Source organism: Streptomyces carpinensis (assembly GCF_002154505.1).
GTDB classification, from domain to species: domain Bacteria; phylum Actinomycetota; class Actinomycetes; order Streptomycetales; family Streptomycetaceae; genus Streptomyces; species Streptomyces carpinensis.
The window spans coordinates 16,765-32,737 of record NZ_MUBM01000167.1; the positions used below are offsets into that span (position 1 = coordinate 16,765).

Annotated in this window: 10 protein-coding genes; 2 read left to right on the plus strand and 8 right to left on the minus strand. The window is 71.0% G+C overall.

Annotated features, from left to right (window positions below):
• Positions 1 to 92: 92 nt before the first annotated feature.
• Positions 93 to 1,733, minus strand: a complete 1,641-nt coding sequence (gene pruA / locus BZY54_RS22255) for an L-glutamate gamma-semialdehyde dehydrogenase (RefSeq protein WP_086727100.1) — start codon at positions 1,731 to 1,733, stop codon at positions 93 to 95.
• A 51-nt stretch (positions 1,734 to 1,784) separates the two neighbouring features.
• Positions 1,785 to 2,711 carry a proline dehydrogenase family protein gene (locus BZY54_RS22260; protein WP_086727101.1) on the minus strand — a complete coding sequence of 309 codons (927 nt, stop codon included), beginning with the start codon at positions 2,709 to 2,711 and terminating at the stop codon, positions 1,785 to 1,787.
• Positions 2,712 to 2,872: 161 nt separating this feature from the next.
• On the opposite strand from BZY54_RS22260, the gene BZY54_RS22265 reads away from it, so the two are divergent.
• The gene (locus BZY54_RS22265; RefSeq protein ID WP_086727102.1) at positions 2,873 to 4,078 is read left to right on the plus strand and encodes a PucR family transcriptional regulator; all 1,206 of its coding nucleotides are present in this window, start codon (positions 2,873 to 2,875) and stop codon (positions 4,076 to 4,078) included.
• On the opposite strand, the gene BZY54_RS22270 is transcribed toward BZY54_RS22265, so the two are convergent.
• Positions 4,079 to 4,708 carry a TetR/AcrR family transcriptional regulator gene (locus BZY54_RS22270; RefSeq protein ID WP_086727103.1) on the minus strand — a complete coding sequence of 210 codons (630 nt, stop codon included), beginning with the start codon at positions 4,706 to 4,708 and terminating at the stop codon, positions 4,079 to 4,081.
• Between the two features lie 96 nt (positions 4,709 to 4,804).
• Between BZY54_RS22270 and BZY54_RS22275 the strand changes: the two genes are divergently transcribed.
• The gene (locus BZY54_RS22275) at positions 4,805 to 6,370 is read left to right on the plus strand and encodes an MFS transporter (protein ID WP_086727104.1); all 1,566 of its coding nucleotides are present in this window, start codon (positions 4,805 to 4,807) and stop codon (positions 6,368 to 6,370) included.
• A gap of 185 nt (positions 6,371 to 6,555) precedes the next feature.
• Here BZY54_RS22275 and serA read toward each other — a convergent pair whose 3' ends face one another.
• From serA to BZY54_RS22300, 5 genes are all read right to left on the minus strand, one after another.
• On the minus strand, positions 6,556 to 8,145 hold the full coding sequence (serA, locus tag BZY54_RS22280; RefSeq protein WP_086727105.1) for a phosphoglycerate dehydrogenase: 1,590 nt from the start codon (positions 8,143 to 8,145) through the stop codon (positions 6,556 to 6,558).
• Between the two features lie 282 nt (positions 8,146 to 8,427).
• Entirely contained in the window at positions 8,428 to 9,426 is a 999-nt protein-coding gene (gene ilvC / locus BZY54_RS22285) for a ketol-acid reductoisomerase (protein ID WP_086727106.1), read from the minus strand.
• Positions 9,427 to 9,545: 119 nt separating this feature from the next.
• On the minus strand, positions 9,546 to 10,073 hold the full coding sequence (ilvN, locus tag BZY54_RS22290; RefSeq protein WP_086727107.1) for an acetolactate synthase small subunit: 528 nt from the start codon (positions 10,071 to 10,073) through the stop codon (positions 9,546 to 9,548).
• A 34-nt stretch (positions 10,074 to 10,107) separates the two neighbouring features.
• Positions 10,108 to 11,955 carry an acetolactate synthase large subunit gene (locus BZY54_RS22295; protein WP_208640723.1) on the minus strand — a complete coding sequence of 616 codons (1,848 nt, stop codon included), beginning with the start codon at positions 11,953 to 11,955 and terminating at the stop codon, positions 10,108 to 10,110.
• Between the two features lie 376 nt (positions 11,956 to 12,331).
• A complete protein-coding gene (locus BZY54_RS22300; protein WP_167414040.1) occupies positions 12,332 to 15,541 on the minus strand; it encodes a putative bifunctional diguanylate cyclase/phosphodiesterase in 3,210 nt (1,069 codons plus the stop codon).
• Positions 15,542 to 15,973: the final 432 nt, after the last annotated feature.

Here is a 15,973-nt window from a genome sequence, read left to right on the forward strand (position 1 = left end):
CTTCCGGATCGGGGGCGGAGTTCGCGGGTCCTGCCCGGCTGTCGGGGCCCGGGTGCGGGCCCGGGGGTCAGCCCGTGTGCGGGCCCAGGAGGTCAGCCCATGTGCGGGTAGGTGTAGTCGGTCGGCGGGACCAGGGTCTCCTTGATGGCGCGGGTGAGGGTCCAGCGCATCAGGTTCTGCGGGGCGCCCGCCTTGTCGTTGGTGCCGGAGGCACGGCCGCCGCCGAAGGGCTGCTGGCCGACCACGGCGCCGGTCGACTTGTCGTTGATGTAGAAGTTGCCGGCCGCGTAGCGGAGCTTCTCCATCGTGTAGGCAGCGGCGGCGCGGTCGCCCGCGATGACCGAACCGGTGAGGGCGTAGTCGGACACCGACTCCATCTGGGTCAGCATCTCGTCGTACTTCTCGGCCGAGCTGTCGTCGTACACGTACACCGCGAGGATCGGGCCGAAGTACTCGGTCGTGAAGACCTCGTTCTCCGGGTCGGTGCACTCGATGACGGTCGGGCGGACGAAGTAGCCGACCGAGTCGTCGTAGCTGCCGCCCGCGACGATCGTGCAGGTCGGGTCCTCCTTGGCCCGGTCGATCGCGGCCTTGTTCTTCGCGAAGGAGCGCTCGTCGATGACCGCGCCGATGAAGTTCGACAGGTCGGTGACGTCACCCATGGTCAGGTAGTCGACCTCGGCGGCGAACTCCTCCTTGAAGCCGGAGTTCCAGATGGAGGCCGGGATGTAGGCGCGGGAGGTCGCGCTGCACTTCTGGCCCTGGTACTCGAAGGCGCCCCGGGTCAGGGCGGTCTTCAGCACCGCGCGGTCGGCGCTCGGGTGCGCCACCACGAAGTCCTTGCCGCCGGTCTCGCCGACCAGACGCGGGTACGAGCGGTACTTCTCGATGTTGTTGCCGACCGTCTTCCACAGGTACTGGAAGGTCTTGGTCGAGCCGGTGAAGTGGATGCCCGCCAGGTCGCGGTGGTTCAGGGCGACCTCGGAGACCTCGATGCCGTCACCGGTGAGCAGGTTGATGACGCCCTTGGGCAGGCCGGCCTCCTCCAGCAGCTTCATGAGCAGCACGGCCGCGTGGGTCTGGGTCGGGGACGGCTTCCAGATCACCACGTTGCCCATCAGCGCGGGGGCGGTGGGCAGGTTGGCGGCGATGGCGCTGAAGTTGAACGGCGTGATCGCGTAGACGAAGCCCTCCAGCGGGCGGTGGTCCATGCGGTTCCACACGCCCGGGGAGTTGGCCGGGGGCTGCTCGGCCAGGATCTGGCGGGCGTAGTGGACGTTGAAGCGCCAGAAGTCGACCAGCTCACAGGGGCTGTCGATCTCGGCCTGCTGGGCGGTCTTGGACTGGCCGAGCATGGTGGAGGCGGCGATCGTCTCGCGCCACGGGCCGGCCAGCAGCTCGGCGGCGCGCAGGATGATCGCGGCGCGGTCGTCGAAGGACATCGCGCGCCAGGCCGGGGCCGCGGCCAGGGCCGCGTCGATGGCGTCCTGGGCGTCCGCCTGCGTGGCGTTGCGGTAGGTGCCGAGGACGGCCTTGTGGTTGTGCGGCTGGACGACCTCGAAGGCCTCACCGCCACCCATGCGCTTCTCGCCGCCGATGGTGCAGGGCAGGTCGACCGGGTTCTCGGCCAGCTCCTTCAGCTTGGCCTCCAGCCGGGCGCGCTCGGGCGAGCCGGGGGCGTAGCCGTGTACCGGCTCGTTGACGGGCGTGGGGACCTGGGTCACAGCGTCCATGGGTTCCGGAACTCCTTGACTTGAGCGGTGGGTCGGGCGTGGGGTGCGGGCTCAGCCCTTGCTGACCATCGAGCGGAGGAAGAAGCGCAGGTTGGCCGGCTTCTCCGCCAGGCGCCGCATGAAGTAGCCGTACCAGTCGGTGCCGTAGGCGGTGTAGACGCGCATGCGGTGGCCCTCGGCGGCCAGCCGCAGGTGCTCGTCGCTGCGGATGCCGTACAGCATCTGGAACTCGTACTCGTCGAGCTTGCGGCCGGCCGTGCGGGCCAGCTCCTGCGCGACGGAGATCAGGCGCGGGTCGTGGGACCCGATCATCGGATACCCGTCGCCCTCCATGAGGGTGCGCAGGATCCGGACGTACGCCTTGTCGATCTCGTGCTTGTTCTGGTAGGCGACCTCGGCGGGCTCCTTGTAGGCGCCCTTCACCAACCGTACGCGGCTGCCGCTCGCGGCGAGGCGGCGGGCGTCGGCCTCGGTGCGGAAGAGGTACGCCTGGATGACGCAGCCGGTCTGCGGGAAGTCCTTCCGCAGCTCCTCGTGAATGGCGAACATCGAGTCGAGGGTGGTGTGGTCCTCCGCGTCCAGCGTGACCGTGGTGCCGATGGCGGCGGCGGCCTCGACCACCGGGCGGACGTTGGCGAGCGCCAGCTCGTGGCCGCCGGGGAGCGCCTGGCCGAACATGGACAGCTTCACCGACATCTCGACCTTCGGGCCGAGCTCCAGGTCCTTGAGCCGGTCGATCAGCAGCAGGTAGGCGTCGCGCGCGGCGGTGGCCTGCTCGGGGGTGGTGATGTCCTCGCCGACCACGTCCATGGTCAGCTCCAGGCCCCGCCCGGTCAGCTCCCCGATGATGGGGACGATGTCGTCCACGGTCTCGCCGGGGATGAAGCGGTCGACGACCTGCTTGGTCACCGGGGCCGCCGAGATCAGGCGTCGCATCCGGTCGCTGCGCGACGCGGCAAGAATCACGGGACCCAGCACGGGGCACCTCCACAACAGTCAAAGAGGGCCGAAACCCGACGATCCGGGGACGGCACGGAGAACCACCGTGAAAGTTAAGGATCCCTCCGATCGTCTGCCATCGACAGCTGTCACGCATCCGTGGACGCGATCTCAGACAGATGTATGAAGTGCCTGCGAAAATGGGGGAGAATGCCCGGGTGACGGCGGATTACAAGGGTGACTACCAGGAGCTGGTCGACGAGATCTCGGAGCTGCTCGGCGCGCCCGCCACGCTGGAGAACCGGAACTTCGAACTGATCGCCTTCGGCGCCTACGACAGCGAGGGCGACCTGGACCCGTCGGCCCTGGACCCGGTGCGCACCCGTTCGATCCTCACCCGCCGCTCCACGGCCGCGGTGCGCCGTTGGTTCGAGGGCTTCGGCATCACCCGGGCCACGGGCCCGGTCCGGATCCCGCCCACCCCCGAGGCGGGCGTGTACCGGGGGCGGATCTGTCTGCCGGTACGCCACCGCGGTGTCGTCCTCGGCTACGTCTGGCTCCTGGACGACGATCCGGGGCCGACCGAACAGCAGCTGGCGGCCGCCATGCGGGTGACCGCGCGGATCGGCGCGCTGCTCGCGGACGAGGCGCAGCACGGCGCCGACCTCACCCGGGAGCTGCGCACGGTGCTGACCGCCGAGCGGGGCTGGCCGCGGGACATGGCGGTGGCGGAGCTGCGGACCGCCCTGGGTGCGCGCGCGGACGGGCCGCACACGGTGGTGTGCGTGGCCCCCTGGCCCTCGGCGGACCCCGACGACGCCCCGTCGGTGCGCACCCTGCCGGGCGCGACGGCCCTGTGCACCGTGCCCTGGGGGGCTACGGCCCAGTGCCTGGCGCTGCTGGTACGGCTGCGCTCGACGGACACGCTGACCCCGGCGGTGTCGGCGGCCACGCGGCTGCTGGAACGGGCGGGTGGCGGTGATCGGGGCGGGCGGACCGCCGCCGGTGGGGTCGCCGCCGGCCGGATGGGGCTGGCCGAGCTGGGCAGCGCCTGGGCGGAGGCGTCGGCCGCCGCGCGGGCCGCGCTGGCGGAGCCGCGTTTCGGGCCCGTCGCCGATTGGGCGTCGATCGGGCCGTTCCGGCTGCTCACCGCGTTGCCGCCGGAGGCCGCGCACGACCCCGCCGTGCACACCCTGCTCTCCCCCGCCCACCAGGAGCTGGCCCGCACCGCCGAGGTCTTCCTCGACTGCGCGGGCCAGGCCGGCCGGGCCGCCGCCGGGCTGGGCATCCACCGCCAGACCCTCTACTACCGGTTGTCCCGGGTGGAGCAGCTGACCGGCCTCGATCTGGACGACGGCGAGGACCGGCTGCTGCTGCACATGGCGCTCAAGGCGGCCCGGCTGTAGTCAGCTCTTCCCGGCCGGCTCCGCCGCCTTCTTCCGGGCCTGCTCCGCTCCCGCGATCACCCGGCGCAGCCCCTCGGTGAGCCGGTCGGCGTCGGTCGCCGAGTCCGGGTCGAAGAGCCACTGCACCATGAGCCCGTTGAGCAGGGTCTGGTAGAAGCGGCCCTCCGTGTCGACGGTCTCCTTGTCGAGCTCCCTCTCCGGGACGCCGGTGAACATCGAGACCAGCCCCGAACGCCCCTCCCCCTGGGCCTCGCCCAGCAGCCGGCGCACCTCCGACATCCGGTCGCCCTGGAAGATGAGCTCGAAGCTCAGCAGCCAGATGGCCCGCGACTCGGGGACCGAGCGGATGACGCTCGCCCACACGTCCCGGAAGCGCTCCAGCGAACCGGAGGGCGCCGTCGTCTCGCCGCCCGCGCCCCATCCGGGGCCCGGAGCCATGGTCTCCCCCACGCCCTCGATCAACGACACGTACGCCTGCGCCAGCAGCGCGTCCTTCGAGCCGTAGTGGTAGCCGATGGACGCGAGGTTGGTCCCCGACGCCTTGACGACGTCCCGCGCGGTCGTGCGCAGGAAGCCCTTCTCCAGCAGGCAGCTCTTGGCGCCTTCCAGCAGATCCTCACGATGTCCCATGCGAGCAGCCTACCCGCGGTCCATACAAGCGTCCTAGACAAGTGACTTATACAAGCGTTCTAGACAGCCGTATAAGACGTGTGTACATTCCTTGGCATGACGAACTCGACGAGCACCACCACGACCGCGGCCGGTCGCGCCGGCCGCCGCGAATGGACCGCCCTCGGCGTGCTGATGCTTCCGCTGCTGCTGGTCTCGATGGACGTCTCGGTCCTCTACTTCGCCATCCCGGCGATCAGCGCGGACCTGGAGCCGAGCGGCACCCAGCAGCTGTGGATCTTCGACATCTACGCGTTCGTCCTGGCGGGCCTGCTGATGACGATGGGCTCGCTCGGCGACCGCATCGGCCGCCGCAAGCTGCTGCTGATCGGGGCCGCCGCCTTCGGCGCCGCCTCGCTGACGGCCGCGTACGCGAACAGCGCCGAGACCCTGATCGCCGCCCGCGCCGTCCTCGGCCTCGGGGGCGCGACCCTGATGCCCTCGACCATGGCGCTGGTCCGCACGATGTTCACCGACCCCGGCCAGCGGGCGAAGGCGATCGGCATCTGGTCCGGTGTGATGACCGGCGGCATCGCGCTGGGCTCGGTGCTGAGTGGTGTGCTGGTGCAGTACTTCTGGTGGGGCTCGGTCTTCCTGGTCAACCTGCCCGCGATGGCGCTGCTGCTGGTGCTGGGCCCGATCCTGCTGCCCGAGTCGAAGAATCCCGAGCCCGGCCGCTTCGACCTCCTCGGCGTGCCGCTGTCGATGGCGGCGGTGCTCCCGGTGATCTACGGCCTGAAGGAGATCCCGTCCGAGGGCGTGCACCCGCTCTACGTCGTCTCGATCGCCGTGGGCCTGCTCTTCGCGGCCCTGTTCGTCCACCGCCAGCGCACGGCGGCCACCCCGATGATCTCTCCGGCACTGTTCCGCGGCCGGGGCTTCGCCCCCGCGGTCGTCCTGAACCTCCTGTCCTCGTTCGCGATGATGGGCTCGGCCTTCTTCACCACCCAGTACCTGCAGTCGGTGCTCGGCAAGAGCGCGATGGAGGCGGCCCTGTGGGCGCTGCTGCCCTCGGTGCCGATCGGGATGGCGGCCCCGATGGCGACGCAGCTGGTGCAGAAGGGCGTCAAGCGCGCACACGTCGTCGCGGCGGGCTTCACCATCGCCGCGACCGGCTACGGAATGCTCGCCCTGGCCGGCACGGACTCGCTCTGGCTGGTGCTGGTCGCCTGCGGAGTGCTGGCCTCCGGCATCGTGATGGTGATGTCCCAGCTGACCGACCTGGCCCTGGGCGCGGCCCCGGTGGAGCAGGCGGGCGCGGCCTCGTCACTGCTGGAGACGGGCGCGGAGTTCGGCGGCGCGCTCGGCATGGCGGTCCTCGGCTCCATCGGTACGGCGATCTACCGCCACGAGATCCCGGCCGGCGCCCCGGCCCCGGCCCGCGAGACCCTCGGTGGTGCGCTCGCCGTCGCCGGCCGGCTTCCGGGACGTACGGGCGAGACCCTGGTGGCGGCGGCGCGGGATGCCTTCACGAGCGGGATGCACGGGGCGGCCGTCGCGGGGGCGGCGGTGCTGGTCGTCGCGGCGGTGGCGGCGGCGACCACGCTGCGCCGGATCCACGTGAAGGAGAGCGCGGCGGTCACGGAGACGGAACAGGCCGGCACCGTCGAGGCGGCCGCCTGACGACCCCACCACCATGGGAAAGGCGCCGGCGGAGCTGGGTTTCCAGCTCCGCCGGCGCCTTCGCGTTCCAGGTCTGCGTCGATCGGCCCGTCCGGAGGCCACCCCTCTGGGTGCGTTCGAGGACGAGGTCCCTCAGGTCGACACAGGGGGCCTGGGGGGCGTGGCCCCCCAGAGGGGCGGGGAACTCAGGCGAGGTTCACGGACCGGGCCGAGGCGGCCCCGATCTCCGCCGCGACCTCGGCGAGAACGCCGGGCGGCACCGTGTCGTCGACCGTCAGCACCGCCAGTGCCTCGCCGCCCACCGTGGCACGGGCGACCTGCATGCCGGCGATGTTGATGCCCGCCTCGCCGATGATGCGGCCCACCGTGCCGACGACGCCCGGACGGTCCTCGTAGCGCAGGACGACCATGTGGTCGGCGAGCGCGAGGTCGACGTCGTAGTCACCGACCGCGACGATCTTCTGGAGGTGCTTCGGGCCGGCCAGCGTGCCGGAGACCGAGACCTCCTCGCCGTCGGCGAGGGTGCCGCGCACCGTGACGACGTTGCGGTGGTCGGCCGACTCGGAGCTGGTGGTCAGGCGCACCTCGACGCCGCGCTCCTGCGCGAACAGCGGGGCGTTGACGTAGGACACCGTCTCGTCGACCACGTCCTCGAAGACGCCCTTGAGCGCGGAGAGCTCCAGCACCTTCACGTCGTGCTGGGTGATCTCGCCGTAGACCTCGACGTCGAGCCGGACCGCGACCTCGCCCGCGAGGGCGGTGAAGATGCGGCCGAGGCGCTCGGCGAGCGGCAGGCCCGGCTTGACGTCCTCGGCGATGACACCGCCCTGGACGTTCACCGCGTCCGGTACCAGCTCACCGGCCAGCGCGAGGCGCACGGACTTGGCGACCGCGATGCCCGCCTTCTCCTGGGCCTCGTCGGTGGAGGCGCCGAGGTGCGGGGTGCAGACCACCTGGTCGAACTCGAACAGCGGGGAGTCCGTGCACGGCTCCTTGGCGTACACGTCCAGGCCCGCGCCCGCGACCCGGCCCTCCTTGAGCGCCGAGTACAGCGCCTCCTCGTCGACGATCCCGCCGCGCGCGGCGTTGACGATGCGGACGCTCGGCTTGACCTTGCGCAGCGCCTCGTCGCCGATCAGGCCGAGGGTCTCGGGGGTCTTGGGAAGGTGGACGGTGATGAAGTCGGAGACCTCCAGCAGCTCGTCCAGGGTCAGCACCTTGACGCCCATCTGAGCGGCCCGCGCGGGCTGCACGTACGGGTCGTAGGCGACGACCTTCATTCCGAAGGCGGACATGCGCTGGGCGACCAGGGCGCCGATGCGGCCGAGACCGACGACACCGAGGGTCTTCTCCGCCAGCTCGACACCGGTGTACTTGCTCCGCTTCCACTCGCCGTTCTTCAGCGCGGCGTTGGCCTGCGGGATGTTGCGGGCGGTGGCGAGGATCAGACCGCAGGCCAGCTCGGCGGCGGTCACGATGTTGGAGGTCGGGGCGTTGACGACCATCACGCCGGCCTTGGTGGCGGCGGAGACGTCCACGTTGTCCAGGCCGACACCGGCGCGGGCGACGACCTTGAGCCTGTTCGCCGCGGCGATCGCCTCCGCGTCGACCTTGGTGGCCGAGCGGATCAGGATCGCGTCCACGTCGGCGATGGCGGGGAGCAGTTCGGCACGGTCGGCGCCGTTGCAGTGCCGGATCTCGAAGTCCGGGCCGAGCGCGTCGACGGTGGCGGGCGACAGCTCTTCAGCGATGAGTACGACGGGTTTCGAGCTCACGTGAGTCCTCACAAGTCCAATGCGTGCGGACGGCCGTCCCGACGGCCGCAGGCGGTGGAGGGGGGCTAGCCGCGTGGAAGACGCACGACGCTGTGGGCCTGACGCGTTGTTGTGCAGCAGTGTAGTGGCGTCGCGTGCGTCGTATTACGCCGCTGCGGAAGGATCACCCGTCCGTGGCTGGACGGGGTGGACAACGCCGCGAGTCCACCTTCGACTGACGACGTTACTCCGGGTCCGGCAAAAGGGGCCGGAGCATCTGCTCCGGCCCCTCCGCCACGAGGCTTACGCCTCCTCGTTCACCCAGCTCATGAGCTTGCGCAGCTCCTTGCCGGTGGTCTCCAGCAGGTGCTCGGAGTCCTGCTTCTTGTACTCGTTGTACTTCTTCAGGCCGCCGTGGTACTCGTCCATCCAGTTCCTGGCGAACGAGCCGTCCTGGATCTCGGCCAGGACCTTCTTCATCTCGGCCTTGGTGGCGTCGGTGATGATGCGCGGGCCGGTGACGTAGTCGCCCCACTCGGCGGTCTCGGAGATCGACCAGCGCATCTTCTCCAGGCCGCCCTCGTACATGAGGTCGACGATCAGCTTCAGCTCGTGCAGGCACTCGAAGTAGGCGATCTCCGGCTGGTAGCCCGCCTCGACCAGGGTCTCGAAGCCGGCCTTCACCAGGGCCGCGGTGCCACCGCACAGGACGGCCTGCTCACCGAACAGGTCGGTCTCGGTCTCCTCGGTGAAGGTGGTCTTGATGACGCCGGCACGGGTGCCGCCGATGCCCTTGGCGTAGGACAGCGCGAGCGCGAAGGCGTTGCCGGAGGCGTCCTGCTCCACGGCGACGATGCACGGAACGCCGCGGCCCTCCTCGTACTGACGGCGCACCAGGTGGCCCGGGCCCTTCGGCGCGACCATGCAGACGTCCACGCCGGCCGGGGGCTTGATGAAGCCGTAGCGGATGTTCAGGCCGTGGCCGAAGAACAGCGCGTCGCCGTCCTTCAGGTTGGGGGCGATGGACTCCTCGTAGACCTGGGCCTGGATCGGGTCCGGGACCAGGATCATGATGACGTCGGCCTCGGCGGCGGCCTCCGCGGGGGTGACCACGCGCAGGCCCTGCTCCTCGGCCTTGGCCTTGGACTTGGAGCCCTCGTGCAGACCGACCCGGACGTCGACACCGGAGTCGCGCAGCGACAGGGCGTGGGCGTGGCCCTGGCTGCCGTAGCCGATGACCGCGACCTTGCGGCCCTGGATGATGGACAGGTCGGCGTCAGCGTCGTAGAACAGCTCGGCCACTTTGGGTTCTCTCCTTGGTGTGCAGGTTGTGCGTCCCACCGTATGCCGGTGAGGGGACGGGAGGTTCGGGGGTCTCGGTATACGGGCGGCCGGTGTCCCCCGACCGCCCGAATACGTCGCTAAGCCGACCGGTCGAGGGCGCGCAGCGACCGGTCCGTGATCGAACGGGCGCCGCGCCCGATCGCGATGGTCCCGGACTGGACCAGCTCCTTGATGCCGAAGGGCTCCAGCATCTTGAGCATGGCCGACAGCTTGTCGCTGGACCCGGTGGCCTCGACGGTCACGGCGTCCGGGGAGACGTCGACGGTCTTGGCGCGGAACAGCTGGACGATCTCGACGATCTGGGAGCGCGTCTCGTTGTCGGCGCGCACCTTCACCAGAACGAGTTCGCGCTGCACCGCCTGACCGGGCTCCAGCTCGACGATCTTGAGCACGTTGACGAGCTTGTTGAGCTGCTTGGTCACCTGCTCCAGCGGCAGGTCCTCGACGCTGACCACGATGGTGATGCGGGAGATGTCGGGGTGCTCGGTGACGCCGACCGCGAGCGAGTCGATGTTGAAGCCGCGGCGGGAGAACAGGGCGGCGATCCGGGCGAGGATGCCGGGGGTGTTCTCGACCAGGACCGAGAGCGTGTGCTTGGTGGACATGACGGTCGTACCTTCCTGAAGTCCTCGGTGGCTCTCAGTCGTCCTCGTTGTCGCCGAAGTCGGGGCGGACGTCCCGGGCGGCCATGATCTCGTCGTTGGAGGTGCCGGCGGCGACCATCGGCCACACCATGGCGTCCTCGTGGACGATGAAGTCGATGACAACGGGCCGGTCGTTGATGGAGTTGGCCTCCTCGATGACCTTGTCCAGGTCCTCCGGGGACTCGCAGCGGATCGCGTAGCAGCCCATGGCCTCCGACAGCTTCACGAAGTCGGGGACGCGGGTGCCGCGGGCCTCCGGGTTGACGTCGTTGGGGCCGGAGTGCAGCACGGTGTTGGAGTAGCGCTGGTTGTAGAACAGGGTCTGCCACTGGCGGACCATCCCGAGGGCGCCGTTGTTGATGATGGCGACCTTGATCGGGATGTTGTTCAGGGCGCAGGTGGTGAGCTCCTGGTTGGTCATCTGGAAGCAGCCGTCGCCGTCGATCGCCCAGACGGTCTGCTCCGGCTGCCCGGCCTTGGCGCCCATGGCGGCCGGCACCGCGTACCCCATGGTTCCGGCGCCGCCGGAGTTCAGCCAGGTGGCGGGCCGGTCGTACTGGATGAAGTGCGCGGCCCACATCTGGTGCTGGCCGACGCCCGCCGCGAAGATCGTGCCCTCGGGGGCGAGCTGTCCGATGCGCTCGATGACCTGCTGCGGGGAGAGCGAGCCGTCCTCGGGCTGGTCGTAGCCGAGCGGGTAGGTGTCGCGCCAGCGGCTGAGGTCCTTCCACCAGGCGGTGTAGTCGCCCTTGTGGCCCTCGCTGTGCTCCTTCTGGACGGCCTGGATCAGGTCGGCGATGACCTCGCGGGCGTCGCCGACGATCGGCACGTCGGCGGCGCGGTTCTTGCCGATCTCGGCGGGGTCGATGTCGGCGTGGACGATCTTGGCGTACGGGGCGAAGCTGTCCAGCTTGCCGGTGACGCGGTCGTCGAAGCGGGCTCCGAGGGCGACGATCAGGTCGGCCTTCTGCAGCGCGGTGACGGCGGTGACCGCACCGTGCATGCCCGGCATTCCCACGTGCAGCGGGTGGCTGTCGGGGAACGCGCCGAGCGCCATCAGGGTGGTGGTGACGGGCGCTCCGGTGAGTTCGGCCAGCACCTTCAGCTCGGCGGTGGCCCTGGCCTTGAGGACGCCGCCGCCGACGTAGAGGACCGGCCGCCTGGCGGCCGTGATGAGCTTGGCGGCCTCGCGGATCTGCTTGGCGTGCGGCTTGGTGACGGGCCGGTAGCCGGGCAGGTCCATCACCGGCGGCCAGGAGAAGGTGGTCTTCGCCTGCATGGCGTCCTTGGCGATGTCGACGAGGACCGGGCCGGGGCGGCCGGTGGAGGCGATGTGGAACGCCTGCGCGATCACCCGGGGGATGTCCTCGGCCTTGGTGACCAGGAAGTTGTGCTTGGTGATCGGCATGGTGATGCCGACGATGTCCGCCTCCTGGAAGGCGTCCGTGCCGATCGAGGAGGACGCCACCTGGCCGGTGATCGCCACCAGCGGGACGGAGTCCATGTGGGCGTCTGCGATCGGCGTGACCAGGTTGGTGGCGCCGGGGCCCGAGGTGGCCATGCAGACGCCGACCTTGCCGGTGGCCTGCGCGTAGCCGGTGGCCGCGTGGCCGGCGCCCTGCTCGTGCCGGACCAGGACGTGGCGCACCCGGGTGGAGTCCATCAGCGGGTCGTAGGCGGGAAGGATCGCACCGCCGGGAATGCCGAATACGGTGTCGGCGCCGACCTCCTCGAGAGAGCGGATGAGGGACTGCGCACCCGTGACGTGCTCGGGCGCCAACTGGTGTCCTCCGGATCGGGGCCGCGGCTGCGGATGGTGGGCCCCGGTGGCCTGCTCGGTCATCGGCATTCTCTTCTCGATGCTGAGGTTCTGCGAGGGTTCGGGTGTCGGCTTTCGCCAGGTTCGCACGGTATCGGACTGCTGTGCGGCAGGTGCCCGTGCAACAAAAAACCCCTCGTGCCGTGAGGCAAGCGAGGGGAGCGCGCCGGTGAGGGTCGCTGGGGATTCCGGGTGGTGTCTTCGGTGGGTCCCAGCTCAGCCGACGCGCTGTCCAAGTACGAGAATTCGGGTGCGCATGGCACTGACCCTCCCCCCGGCACGCATCTGGTGTCAAGTGGGTGGGACGGGAGTCTCACTATGTGAGCCAGCGGTCGTCCCGCCTCCCAGGACGGCCACCAGCCCACCGGTGCACACCCCCGTGCCCCTTTCCACGGCTCGTTCATCTCCGGGGCGCCACCGTCGGCGTCGAGGCCACGACCGTGCTCAGCCCGTCGGGCCGCAGCGCGGTCGCACCCTCGACTCCGACGCGCCCCTCCGGCTCTCTGACACCCCCGGCGAAGGCCGGCTCGGCCGAGCCGTGCGGCACCGGGTAGCGGCCGGAGGTGAGCGCCCGGCGCAGCCGGTACTCGTCCAGCGGGCCGGAGAACGTCATGCCCTGCCCGTGGGTGCACCCCATCGCGCGCAGGGCGACGACCTGCTCCGGCAGGTCCACGCCGTCGGCCACGGACTGCAGCCCGAGGTCGCCGGCGATGCGCAGCAACCCGCCGGTGATCTTGTGCAGCCGGGCGGACTCGACGACGCCCTCGACCAGGCCGCGGTCGAGCTTGAGCACGTCGAGGGGGAGCCGTCTGAGGGCCGTGATCGTCCCGTGGCCGCTGCCGAAGCCGTCCAGCGCGATCCGGACGCCGAGGCGTCTGAGGCCGGCCAGCCGCCGCTCCAGCTCGTCCAGGGAGACCCGGGGGTCGGTGTCGGACAGCTCGATCACCAGCGACCCGGAGGGCAGCCCGTGCCGGGTCAGCAGGGCCTCCACGGTGCCCGGGGGCAGTGAGCGGTCCACCAGGCGGCGGGCGCCCACCCGGACCACCACGGGCACGGTCAGACCGCTCCGGGCGCGCTCGGCGGCCTGTTCGACGGCCTCCTCCAGCATCCAGCGGCCCAGTTCGGCCGTCCTGTCGCTGTCCTCGGCCACCCGCAGGAACTCGGCGGGCGTGAAGAGCACCCCCTGGGAGGAGCGCCAGCGCGCCTGCGCCGCGACCGCCGTGATCCGGCCGGTCTCCAGGCAGACCACCGGCTGGTGCAGCAGCGTGAACTCGCCGTCGTGCAGGGCGGACCTGAGCCGGGTGGCCAGCTCCGTCTTGCGGACGACGTCCTGCTGCATCTGCGGCTTGTACAGCTCGACGCGGCCCTTTCCGGCCGCCTTGGCCCGGTACATGGCCAGGTCGGCGTTGCGCAGCAACTCGCCGGCGCCCAGGCCGGGTTCGGTGAAGGCGACGCCGATGGAGGCGGCGACACGGACATCGTTGCCGCCGATGAGGTACGGCTGTGACAGTGTCACCCTGAGGCGGTCGGCGAGCTCCAGGATGTGTCCTTCGCGGGCGGTGCGGTCGCGGGTGCCGTCCCCGACGATGAGGGCCGCGAACTCGTCGCCGCCCAGCCGGGAGGCGGTGTCCCCGTGCCGGACGGCCTCCTGGAGTCTGCGGGCGGCCTGGACGAGCAGTTCGTCCCCGGCCTGGTGCCCGATCGTGTCGTTGACGGCCTTGAAGCCGTCCAGGTCGATGAAGAGCACGGCGGTGCCGTGGTCGGTGGAGCGGCGGCCGGACAGGGCCTGCTGCACGCGCTTGGTGAACAGCGCGCGGTTGGGCAGGTCGGTGAGCGGGTCGTGCTCGGCGTTGTGCTGCAGCTGCGCCTGCAGGCGCACTCTCTCCGTGACGTCCCGGCTGTTGAAGATCAGGCCGCCGTGGTGGCGGTTGATGGTCGACTCGACGTTGAGCCAGCCGCCGTCGCCGGAGCGGAAGCGGCACTCGATGCGTGTGGTGGGCTCCTCCTGCGGGCCGGCGACGAGGAAGCGGCGCACCTCGTGCACCACGCAGCCCAGGTCCTCGGGGTGGATGAGGCCTGCCAGCTCGGTGCCCACCAGCTCCTCCGCGGGCCGCCCGTACACTCCGGCGGCGGCCGGGGAGACGTACCTCAGGATGCCGTTGGGCGCGGCGATCATGATGACGTCGCTGGAGCCCTGCACCAGGGAGCGGAAGTGGTTCTCCTTCTGGGCCAGTTCCTGGGTGAGGGTGATGTTGTCGAGCAGCATGATGCCCTGGCGCACGACGAGGGCGAGGACGACGGCACCGGCGGTGATCAGCACCACGCGGTCGACGCTGTGGCCGTTGAGCACGTTGTAGAGGATCCCCAGCGTGCAGACGGCGGCGGCGAGGTACGGCGTGAGGGCGGCGAGGGAGCCGGAGATCGGCCGGGCGGCCGGGTACCGGACGTCGTCGCCGGCCGGCGCGGGCGGGCGGCCGTACCCGGCGCGGGGGACCGGCCGCCGTCCGGGCGTCCGGTCGTGGGCCACACGCGCGCGCCCGCCGCTCGCGGGGGCCGCCTGTCCGCCTACGGCGGGGGCGTGTCCGTCGGCGGCGGGCGCGGGGCCGGCGTCGGCCTCCGGTGCCTGTCCGTCGGCCACGCGCGTGTGGCCATCGGCCTGCTTTCCGGTGGGCTCGTGCTCGTCGGCGGCGCGTCCGGCGGACTCGTGTCCGGCGGGTCCCGCCCGATGGCCCCTCTCGTGTCCGGCGGCGGCCGCCGAGGCGCACCGCGGCGCGACCCAGGGGGCGTACGCCAGGAGCAGCGAGCCGGCGAACCAGCCGGCGTCCAGCAGCTGCCCGGACCGGTAGCTGTTGTGCAGCAGCGGCGAGGTGAACAGGGCGTCGCTCAGCACGGTCAGGGCGAGGCCGCCGATCGCGGTGTTCACGGCGGTGCGGTTGATCGGCGAACGCCGGAAGTGCAGCGCCAGCACCATGCTGACCAGGGCGATGTCCAGCAGCGGGTAGGCCAGCGAGAGGGCGGTGTGCGCGACGCTCGGTCCGTCGAACTTCGCCGCCTGGGCCAGCGCGAGGCTCCAGGAGAGCGTGAGCAGCGAGCCGCCGATCAGCCAGGCGTCCAGCGCCAGGCACACCCAACCAGCCTTGTTCACGGGTCGTTTGGCGAGCACCAGGAGGCCGACGATCGCGGGGGGCGCGAAGCAGAGGAAGAACAGGTCCGCGTAACTGGGGCTGGGCACGGGCTCGTCCAGGACGACCTCGTACCACCCCCAGACCGCGTTGCCCAGGGCCGCCATCGCCGAGGAGACGCCGAACAGCAGCCACGCGGGACGAAAGCGGACGCGAGGCCCGCGGCCGTACACGACGCAGGAGACGGCGGCGGTCCCGGCCGCGGCGGCCAGCCCGAAGTCACCCATGATCAGCGCGACCTCGTGGGTGCCCCAGTCGAAGGCGGAACCGACGGCGTATCCCGCGCACAGCACGGCCAGGAGGAGTTGCGGTACGAGTCTGCGGGCGGTGCCGGCGGCGGCCGGCGGCCGGGCCCTCAGCGCACCCGGCGAGGACCGGGGCCGCAGCGCTCCGTCGAGCGTGGGCAAGGCGGGCGGGGCCGGGCTCACCGGTCCCTCCCGGTCCGCGCCGCCGGGTCCCGAGGGTCCAGGTGCGCCGTGTGCGCGTGCCTGCGGCGTCCGCCCGGCCTGCGGTGCTGGTGGTGGCTGTGCTGGCAGTGCCGGCCGGAACCACTGCCGAGATTGCCGTGATGCATGTGATGGGTGTGATGACTGCCGTGGTGGCCGCGTCTGCGCGCGGCCGTGTGCCAGGGCCTTTGACGGCGGCCCCACCGCGTCGGATCGTGCGTCCCCAGGCCGTGCATCGCGCGTCGCCCCCCTCACAGTCTGAAATGTCCGTCCCCGGCGCCGAACGGTCGCGGCGCAGCCCCTGTCGGGGACGATACACCAGTCTCGTCACTCAGGGACATAGTGTCTCTACGCTCCGTGACGACCGACCCCTGTGCGCACACGCACCGCATCCAGGAGGTCGCGGTCCGTACC